At 46.3% G+C, this 9,620-nt stretch carries 11 protein-coding genes; 9 read left to right on the top strand and 2 right to left on the bottom strand.

The annotated features are described in order from the left end of the window. Positions 1-137: 137 nt before the first annotated feature. The 8 genes from HZS79_RS08155 (at position 138) to HZS79_RS08120 (ending at position 5,858) form a co-directional block, all read left to right on the top strand. Positions 138-491, top strand: coding sequence for a DUF4180 domain-containing protein (locus HZS79_RS08155; RefSeq protein ID WP_179927545.1), 354 nt, complete (start codon positions 138-140; stop codon positions 489-491). 406 nt (positions 492-897) lie between these two features. After that, positions 898-2,463: an ATP-dependent nuclease gene (locus HZS79_RS08150; protein WP_179927544.1), complete on the top strand. Its 1,566-nt coding sequence runs from the start codon at positions 898-900 to the stop codon at positions 2,461-2,463. Then, positions 2,448-3,479, top strand: coding sequence for a DEAD/DEAH box helicase family protein (locus tag HZS79_RS08145; RefSeq protein ID WP_179927543.1), 1,032 nt, complete (start codon positions 2,448-2,450; stop codon positions 3,477-3,479). The genes HZS79_RS08150 and HZS79_RS08145 overlap by 16 nt, the downstream gene beginning before the upstream one ends. Before the next feature lie 135 nt (positions 3,480-3,614). Beyond that, positions 3,615-3,857, top strand: a complete 243-nt coding sequence (locus tag HZS79_RS08140; RefSeq protein WP_009722422.1) for a type II toxin-antitoxin system Phd/YefM family antitoxin — start codon at positions 3,615-3,617, stop codon at positions 3,855-3,857. Then, positions 3,854-4,117: a Txe/YoeB family addiction module toxin gene (locus HZS79_RS08135; RefSeq protein WP_179927542.1), complete on the top strand. Its 264-nt coding sequence runs from the start codon at positions 3,854-3,856 to the stop codon at positions 4,115-4,117. The genes HZS79_RS08140 and HZS79_RS08135 overlap by 4 nt, the downstream gene beginning before the upstream one ends. Before the next feature lie 133 nt (positions 4,118-4,250). Then, a complete protein-coding gene (locus tag HZS79_RS08130; protein WP_179927541.1) occupies positions 4,251-4,532 on the top strand; it encodes a type II toxin-antitoxin system RelE/ParE family toxin in 282 nt (93 codons plus the stop codon). A 13-nt stretch (positions 4,533-4,545) separates the two neighbouring features. Further along, positions 4,546-4,860 carry a HigA family addiction module antitoxin gene (locus tag HZS79_RS08125; RefSeq protein WP_068744624.1) on the top strand — a complete coding sequence of 105 codons (315 nt, stop codon included), beginning with the start codon at positions 4,546-4,548 and terminating at the stop codon, positions 4,858-4,860. A 365-nt stretch (positions 4,861-5,225) separates the two neighbouring features. Continuing rightward, positions 5,226-5,858 (top strand): hypothetical protein, encoded by a 633-nt coding sequence (locus HZS79_RS08120; protein WP_179927540.1) that lies wholly within the window; start codon positions 5,226-5,228, stop codon positions 5,856-5,858. Positions 5,859-6,246: 388 nt separating this feature from the next. On the opposite strand, the gene HZS79_RS08115 is transcribed toward HZS79_RS08120, so the two are convergent. Next, a complete protein-coding gene (locus HZS79_RS08115; protein ID WP_246311430.1) occupies positions 6,247-7,215 on the bottom strand; it encodes a chromate resistance protein ChrB domain-containing protein in 969 nt (322 codons plus the stop codon). Between the two features lie 82 nt (positions 7,216-7,297). On the opposite strand from HZS79_RS08115, the gene chrA reads away from it, so the two are divergent. Continuing rightward, a complete protein-coding gene (gene chrA, locus HZS79_RS08110) occupies positions 7,298-8,674 on the top strand; it encodes a chromate efflux transporter (RefSeq protein ID WP_179927539.1) in 1,377 nt (458 codons plus the stop codon). Positions 8,675-8,908: 234 nt separating this feature from the next. On the opposite strand, the gene HZS79_RS08105 is transcribed toward chrA, so the two are convergent. Further along, complete coding sequence (locus HZS79_RS08105; protein ID WP_179927538.1) at positions 8,909-9,565, bottom strand: FMN-dependent NADH-azoreductase; 657 nt, start codon at positions 9,563-9,565, stop codon at positions 8,909-8,911. Between the last annotated feature and the right edge of the window lie 55 nt (positions 9,566-9,620).

Below are 9,620 nucleotides of genomic sequence, written 5' to 3'. Positions count from 1 at the left end.
GCGCTCAAGTGGCTAAATGCCGATATTAAGATTACTCAGCCAGATGACCGGCTGGGTAAATGAATAAGGACAATAGGCGGTGGAAACGGCTCGAAATCGGGTTTTTCTACAGCCTCGTTAGGTGCCAGAGAACCACTATGAAAACTCGCTTACTTTCAGACACAAAAACCGCCATCCTCGAACCAATTGGCGCAGTCTCCTCTCTGCAAGACGCACTGGACTTCGTGTCTTCAGGCTATGGGTACAACTCCAATAAAATTCTTTTGCGCGCGGAGCAGTTGCCACCCGAGTTCTTCGAACTTCAAACGTGCTTTGCTGGTGAGTTCATCCAGAAGTTAGTTAACTACCGCTTCTACATAGCCGGGGTCTTTGGCGAAGTCGAAGTTTTTAGCGAGAGCTTTCGCGAGTATGTTGGCGAGGCACGCAGAGGCCGGCAGTTTAGATCGTTCGCCACTGAAGATGAAGCGATTTTATGGCTCGAGACTCAATAGCAACCGCAATGCCTGCTCCTAACTCTTTCATCGAGAGGGCTATGAATCAAGATTCACCAAAAATTTTTATATATTCTTTATTGCTGACACTGATCTGGATTTCGGCGAGTTTCTTAATTCTGTACTTTTCATCAGATGCATTGCTAATAGCATTAGCCACTCTTTTTGTAGTAGATTGCTTAATCATTATTCCAACTGTTTACGGCGTAAGTAAAAGGGTTAACGGCTTTTTCTGCGTAGTTACGTACCCAAAAATGCCTAACAAGTTACTTAATTTCGTTCCGGCCATAAAAAGCATGGCCTCCACGGGACTGCCTTCGCTGCGCTGTGGCAGCCCATTAGCAATGTGTTACACGTCTAAACATACATCATTCATCACATCTCTAGCATTCATAGGTAGTATTTGATGAAACAAATTAAAAAGATAAAACTAAAAAACTTCAAAAAGTTCAGAGATAGTGAAATCAATTTCCATGAAGAAAAAAATATATTAATAGGTGATAACGAAGCAGGTAAAAGTACAATTCTAACTGCTATAGAATTAGTGCTTGGCGGTAGTAAAAATAAAGTTGAGTCTATTGGATTAGAAAGTATCTTCAATACAGATGCAGTCAAAGAGTTTCTATCTGGTGATAAAAAGGAAAGTGACTTACCAATACTCCATGTAGAGATATTTCTCAATGAGCAAGATAATCCTGATTTGAATGGAAGAAATAATACTGATAACGAAAATTCAGATGGCCTTAAATTAGTTTGTGAACCTATCGAAGAATTAGGTAGTGAGATTCGTGATGTGCTTGCTCAGGATGAAAGCAACTTTCCATTCGAATACTACAGTGTGAAATTCAGTACATTTTCTGGTGAAGCATACTCAGGTTATCGAAAATTTTTAAGGCATTTGTCAATTGATAGCTCGCAGATTAATAGTGAATATGCAACAAGAGAATATATAAAAACTGTTTATGAATCTCTTGCAGAGCAAAACCAGAGAATTACACTGAGAAATGAGTATAGGCTTCAAAAGAAGAAATTTGTTGAAGAGACTTTGGAGAGAATAAATAAAGATATCGATAAATATCAGTTCTCGGTAAGAACAGGGAGTAAATCAAATCTTGAAGCAGATCTAACAATCACTGAAGATGACATCGCTCTTGAGAATAGAGGAAAAGGACGGCAGTGTTTCATAAAAACAGAATTCGCACTTACTAGAAATGGTGATGGACAAAGCATAGATACACTTTTGCTTGAAGAGCCAGAAAACCATTTGAGCCATACAAATATGAAAAAACTGATAAATAGGATTTCAAATTCAGCAGCAAAACAAATATTTATTGCAACTCACAACAGTTTGATTAGCACAAGACTTGATTTAAGAAACACAATCTTACTCAATAGCAATAGTGCAAGCCCTATAACCCTTGAGGCTTTACCTGAAGATACTGCCAAATTTTTTATGAAGGCACCAGATAACAACATTCTTGAATTTATATTGTCTTCAAAAGTTATTCTGGTTGAAGGCGATGCAGAATACATTCTAATTGGTGCGTTATATGAGTCAGTCACAGCAAGAAATTTAGAAGATGATGACGTTCATATAATTTCTGTTGGCGGAACAAGCTTTAAGCGCTATCTTGATTTAGCAAAACTTTTGAATATTCGTGTTGCAGTCGTCAGGGATAATGATGGTGACTATGAAAATAATTGTGCCCAAAACTACAATGATTATTTAAATGATAATATAAGCGTATTTTATGACGAAGATAACGATAAAAGCACTTTTGAGATTTGTTTTTACCAAGATAACAAAGGTATTTGTGATGAGCTTTTCCTTCCAGGAAGAAGAACTCTCACTGCTTTAGAATTTATGCTAAAAAACAAAGCGGATTGTTCTTTTGAATTGCTAGATAAAAAAGCAGGCGAACTAATCTCACCAACTTACTTATCTCGAGCTATAGAATGGATAAACGAGTAGTTTTAGCCGTTGCTGGATCAGGAAAAACCAGTCATATAATCGACAATATTAGTGAAGATTCTCGTGCGTTAATAGTAACCTATACAGAAAATAACTATAAAAACATAAAGTCAAGAATAATTGACAAGGTTGGCTTCATCCCCTTAGGTGTAAGAGTAAAAACCTACTTCAATTTTATTTATTCATTTTGCTTTAAACCATTGCTAGGCAATAAAATCAACTCAAAAGGAATAAATTGGGACATTCCGCCTGCATTCACGCTCAAGTTAAATAGAAGCAATCCTAAATTTTATTTAGATAGCCGTGGCAGGCTCTACCACAACAGAATTGCTAAGCTACTTGATCAGTGCAACATGATGAAAGAGGTTTCAGAACGGGTAGAAAAATATTTTGATTTAGTATGTTTTGATGAAGTTCAGGATTTTGGCGGACACGATTTCAATTTTATATGTAAACTTTCCCCAAAAATCGAAAGTTTGCTTTTGGTTGGTGATTTTTTCCAACACACTTTCGACACCAGCCGAGATGGGAACGTCAATTCAAACATCCATAAAAATATTGATACTTATACAAGAAAGCTGACTCAAGCTGGATATACATTAGATACAGATTTACTATCGCATAGCTATCGTTGCAGTCCAACCACTTGTAGTTTTGTCTATCAAAATACAGGAATACAAATTGAATCCCATAGGGATGATGAAACAATAATTCAGTTTGTACAGTCTACGACTTTAGCTGAAAAAATCTATTACGATGAAAATATCGTGAAATTATTCTTTAGGGATAGTAAGCGATACAATGGATTCACAGAGAACTGGGGGGCAACTAAAGGGCTTGATTGCTTTTTAGATGTATGTATCGTTCTAAATGCTACAACATTGCAGCATTATAAAAAAAGTAAATTGCATGAATTAGCTCCGCAAACAAAGAATAAATTTTACGTTGCATGCACTCGAGCTAAAAGGAATATTTTTTTCGTTTCTGAGAGTCTTTATAAGCACCATAAACAATGAGAATACGACGTGTAACAAGAAAATCCAGGTGACACCTACGGCGCACCTGATTTAGGCGTTATTCATAACGTTCGTTTTGACGTACGTACCAAAGGGCGTACAATGATAAAATATTAAACACGCAAGAGGTACGTCATGACCGGAATCACAGCAACGGAGGCGCGGAGCAACCTTTATCGGTTGATTGACGAGACCGCCGAGTCCCACCAACCCATCGTCATCATGGGTAAGCGGAACAAAGCCGTCTTGGTTTCCGAGGAAGACTGGTCCGCCATTCAGGAAACGCTTTACCTGCTCTCCGTACCGGGTATGCGGGAGTCTATTCGTGAGGGAATGGATACCTCCGTGGATGAGTGCGATGAGGAGCTGGACTGGTGACATGGATGTTGCTTTACACCAAACAAGCCCAGAAGGACGCAAAGAAGCTGGCTTCAAGCGGCCTCAAGCCAAAAGCCCAAGAGTTGTGGGCCCTAATTGCAGAAGATCCGTACCGCAAGCCGCCCCCGTTTGAGAAGCTCGTAGGTGATCTTGCGGGCGCCTATTCACGCCGCATCAATATTCAGCATCGTTTGGTCTACCAAGTGCTAGAAGACGAGCAAGTAGTGAAAGTCCTCAGGCTATGGAGCTACTACGAATAATGCATAACTGGCCGCTGTTGCCGGACCGTTTTTCCACCGCCTCGCGGCTCCAAAATTGCCGCAACGCTCTGTATTATGCAGTCACTTCTATGTCGCATTGACAAGTGTCACGTGACGGATTACGCTTATCCCCATGATCAAATCCTTCGCTGACAAACGAACCCAAGAACTCTACTCCAAGGGCAAGTCAAAGAAATTTCCTGCGGTTGTCGCACCGAGAGCTGCTAGAAAACTTGAATACGTGGATCTGGCCGTACAGCTTGAGGATTTGAAAGTGCCGCCCGGCAATCGCCTTCACCCACTGTCGGGAAACAGGCAGGGGCAGCACGCAATTTCAATCAATGATCAGTGGCGTATCTGTTTTCGTTTTGAAGGTGGCGATGCGTATGAAGTCGAAGTGTGTGACTACCACTGAGTGAGGTGATGATATGGCTATTCTTAATACGACCGGTATGCAGCGCAAACCCACTCATCCTGGCGAAATGCTGAGGGAAGATTTTCTTCCGGACTATGGCCTGACGGTTTCGGGGTTGGCCAAATCTCTGGGTGTCTCTCGTCAGTCAGTTAATGAATTATTGCGCGAACGTCGTGCTGTCAGCCCTGAAATGGCGCTCAGGCTTGCGCGTTTGTTTGGTAACTCGCCGGAATTCTGGCTGAACGCACAGCGATCTGTTGATCTTTGGACTGCCGCTCAGTCGGTCAAGGAAGAAGTGGATCGAATCAAGCCGCTACATGCTGCATAACCAAGCCGTGCACCGGATGCCAAAACCTCCGCTTCGCTCCGGCTTTGTCACCGGTGACGGCCGGCGTTAACTCGCGAGCCTACCTTTGTAGGCTGGTTTACCACCACCTTCGAAAGGTTCAAGCTTGGTCACACCATCATTAAACCCTGTTTACGTGCTGGTGGCGCGTAAGCGGCGTCGATCTGTGCCAAATCATCTTCGCCGAGACCGTTGATATTGATGAAAATGGCGGCCAATTCCGCGCTCCATCTAGAACTCTGCTACGGTTAAAGGGTGCTATGCGTATCTGATGCTGACTGTTTCGGTGCGCTTAGCGTTGTATATGCCAATGTTTGGTACTCATCTCAACAAATAAGGACATTTTTATGATCAGAACCATAATGGTTGAGCTATCTACCATCGAAGCCGCTGCTTACCGTCAGAAGCTTCGCGGCGGCCACTCTGGCATTGTTATCATGCGCTACGACACTGACCAGCCAGGCATCGCCACCATCAACCGCAAGTCGGGAGAACCCGATCCTTCACATAATACTGATCTGAAACTGTTCCCCCTTGAGGCCTTTAAGGAGGTTATGGAGCTTACTTCCGGCATGCCCTATTCGCGGCGCGGGAAAGTCAAACTCAGTGCTGAAAAAGAGGATGCCAGTGCCCAGGAAGAGACCGCTGAGGAGCTAGCAACGGTAGACAGCGCTGAGTATGAAGCGATAGTGAAGGCCTACACTAACCGTAAAGGCGAGCTATCCTACGACCTGATTAATAAGGACTTTATTCAGTTCGCCAAGTCGAGCAAGACCGTCACCGACATGGTTGCCAACCACGCGTCAGTCGATGATATTCGCGATCACGTGGTGAAAGTGAAACTTGAAAGCATCACCGGCAACCGTGATTTGACGGTGGCGCAAACCCAGCGAATCGTTGAAATGCTTGACGAAGTCAGCCCACGGAATGTATTTAAAGAGTTGAATGACGAAATCAGGAAAATGCTCGCTAACCGTTAAATGATTAGCCGGTGAGGTGGGTTGGGGTCAGCTTAACGCTGACCCTAATGTTGTGAGTCATGTGTGAAGTAAGTACAAACGGCATTTCTAGGTCTATACCTTGAGACGTCGTCATAGGTTTCTATCTATCGACCCAGCGTCGCTACCTGCCTATCAGGCGGTGGCGGAGTATTTGATGGAGAAGACCCAGCCCTAACATGCGCCCTTAAAAAAACAGCACTAAAGGGCGGCGCCTAATTCCTGGCTGGTGTTTTTTTATTCCACCAATCCCCACTTAATAGTATCTACCGTTTGGCTGAAATAGGGGGGGGGCTTTGACCGATACGCGCTCGCCTCTATGGGGTTGTCCTGCATAATCAAACAGAGCCCAGCTGTTGGGTGTCCTCTATTATTGATCTACTGAATTACCCACCTGATAGGCGTGGTAGAGATCGTCAAGCAGTACGCTGATATGCTCAAGCAGTACATCATCGTTCTCACAACGCTCCCTAGCTCCGGCCAACATGAGTTGTACGCCGACCGCTTCAGGCACCGGTAGCCCGCCTATATCCAGGTAGTGAACTAGCTCGGCTACCCTGGACAACGCTGGGTCACCATCCAAGCCGAAACTTACCAGCAGCACCTCAAACGTGACCTTTTCGTCGACATGGGTAAACGTTGCGCTATCGAAATCGAACCCCAACGCCTCCGGTGGACACTGTCCTGGGCTTTCTAACCACAGGAAGCGCGCCTCAGGGTCGATGAAGCGCTGGATCAGCCAGGCTGATGCTACACGATCCACCCAAAGTCGGCGGCGTGTGGCCCACACTCTCCCGCGAAATTCACTTCGGTCTCGCTGGGGAATGTCGGCTTGGATAGCTTGGGGCTCATCGGGTACGAAGCAGCGGTTGTAGACCGCCTCAGCCTCTGCCAGGGCGGCGATGGCTCGCTCTCTTCCTGGCCCTGGGAAAAAATCGATTTCTATGATGGTCTGAAAACGCCGCTGCAGCTGAATTAATCGGCGTTGCGCTTCACGCTCCTCTAGGCTGGGACATGCTTTTTTCCATTCGGCAACTGCCCCAAGCAAATCCTGGAAATCTGCAGTTCGATCAAATAGAGGGGGTAGCCGTTCGGTAGTGGCCATGGCAGATTCGTCCACTTCAAGCAGAAGGGCTTTTCCCCCCAGTTCCAGAATGGCGTCAGCCTGTTGCTGCAGCGCTTCTTTGCGAGATGGGCTTTCCGGTAATAGATAGACACCATCACGCATTACCGCTGCGCCCATGCTGCGCAGTGCCCGCCAGATCCTCATGCGGGGTGTGCCCGCCCGCCCGCTGAGGCTGATGATCAGTACCAGCCAGCGATGTGTGTTTTCTGCCATGATATTTTAAGCCGTTGTATGTATAACATTCATGTTATACATTCTACAAAATACTTTCCCTGACTTCTTTAGAGAGTGTGCTATGCCGCCTGTCAATGAGCCTTCTCACCAAATACCGTTCCGAGAGGCCGTGATGGTTTGGCTGCGTATAGCCATGCTTAGCTTCGGCGGCCCCGCTGGACAAATCGCCGTGATGCATCGCATCTTGGTCGAAGAAAAAAAATGGATAGGTGAGCGGCGCTTTCTGCATGCTCTCAACTACTGCATGATGCTTCCGGGGCCGGAGGCTCAACAGCTGGCCATCTATCTTGGCTGGTTAATGCACCGTACCAAAGGCGGTGTGGTGGCCGGTACACTTTTTGTTCTGCCTGGCTTTATCGCCATTCTCGCGTTGAGTTACCTTTATGCGGCACTGGGGAATGTGGGCTTGGTAGAGGGGCTCTTTTTCGGCCTGAAGGCCGCCGTATTGGCGGTGGTGCTTAATGCTGTAGCGCGGATAGGAAAGCGGGCGCTCCAAAATCGCACTATGCTGGGTCTCGCGGCAATCGCTTTTGCGGCCATCTTCTTTTTTGATGTGGCCTTCCCGATAATCATCCTGGGTGCGGCCTTACTGGGTTACTGGGGGAGTAAAAGTGGAATGGCGGCCTTTCAGGTGGGAGGTGGTCATGGCGATGGGAATGATCAGGGCCTAAGTGATAGAGATTCTCTGCTTGGTGAAGGACTACCGGCCCACGCGCGCCCCAACTCCAGTTGGTCACTACGAATGTCGGCGACCTTGTTGCTACTGTGGCTGACGCCGGTGGTGGTGTTGTTTGTCATGTTGGGTAGTGAGAATGTCTTTAGCCAGATCGCTATCTTCTTCAGTAAAATGGCGGTCGTTACCTTTGGTGGCGCCTATGCGGTGCTTGGCTATGTCACCCAAGAAGCGGTGCAGAACTATGGTTGGCTCGCGCCGGGGGAGATGCTTGACGGCCTGGGTATGGCCGAGACCACCCCAGGTCCACTCATTCAGGTAGTCCAGTTCGTCGGGTTCATGGGTGCCTATCGGGATGCTACGGGACTTGATCCCATGCTGGCGGCGACCCTGGCAGCGGTGCTCACTACCTGGGTAACCTTCGTTCCTTGCTTTCTTTGGATTTTCTTGGGGGCTCCCTATGTTGAGCGCCTGCGTGACAATCGCGCCCTGAGCGCTGCTCTTTCCGCCATCACCGCTGCGGTGGTTGGCGTTATCCTCAATCTAGCCATCTGGTTCGGGCTCCACGTCATCTTCGCTGAGGTAGAGGAGCGGCATTTGATGGGCGCGCGCCTGTTGATCCCAAACCTAGCGTCTTTAGATCTGTTTGCCTTGTTGCTCGCAGCCGGAGCCATGGTAGCCATCTTTTATTTCAAGGTTAGCATGCTCAAGGTGCTGTTTGGCTGTGCGCTACTCGGCGTTCTAGCCTCGTTGGTTAGCTTCTAATTACTTCACTTTCTGGCAGGTTTGCTAGACGCTCGTTCTGTCATCAGCCAATGCAGAGCAGTAGAGTCAGTCGCGCATCCAGTTCCATATCAAAGCGTGCGCCAAACGGGGGCGTTTTGTGTGTCTGGCAATCTAGCCATCCACACTATCCAATAACACTCGATGCCTGAGCCGCTGCCGCCCCCTCAATTCCATGTGACCCGTCGATGTAGGCACACAGCGCTCACGTTATATTTACAATTCACCTGCTAGCAATCCGGCATTTTTAAGCGCATTGGCAACTGATTGGCGATGCCTTTCGTCACCAAATTCTTGGTACTCTGATGTTATTTCATGAAATGCTTCGACACCCAAGTATCTGCCCAATGTCTTAATATGCGGCCCAAGATGATTCATATGCTCACGCTCACCCCCTGGCTCGAACCCAAACTCACCGCATGAAGTCACTAAAATAAGTGTTTTTCCAGACAACAGTGGCTCTATAGGGTGGTCACCACGAGCCAAGTCAAAGCTAAATGTTTTATTGATACGCATGACCTGATCGAACCACGCTTTAAGAGGGGCAGGCATGCCGTAGTTGTACATAGGTGAAGATATTAAGATAACATCCGCTTGAGATAACTCGCTAAATAGCTGGTCTGATAAAGCCAGTTTTTCACGTTGTTTAAAGCTTTTTTGGTCATCCGGCGTGAAAACGGCACCGATCCAGTCTTGGTCAATAAAATCAGGTGGGTTCAAACCAATATCACGATAAATGTAATTATCTGTACTGTTAGCAGATTTCCATTTATCAACAAACTGCATAGCAATACGTTTTGATATTGAGTTGTGATCGGGGTTTGGGTTTGTTGCCTTACGAACGCTAGCGTCTATATGAAGTAATGTGCGCATGAATGGCCTCAGCAGGTAGCGATGTGGAGTAGCTATGCTGCCTTTTTGCCAATAC

This window comes from Vreelandella zhaodongensis (assembly GCF_013415115.1).
GTDB lineage: Bacteria > Pseudomonadota > Gammaproteobacteria > Pseudomonadales > Halomonadaceae > Vreelandella > Vreelandella zhaodongensis.
Note: the sequence above shows the minus strand (reverse complement) of the source record. Positions and strands in the feature narration are given on the sequence as shown.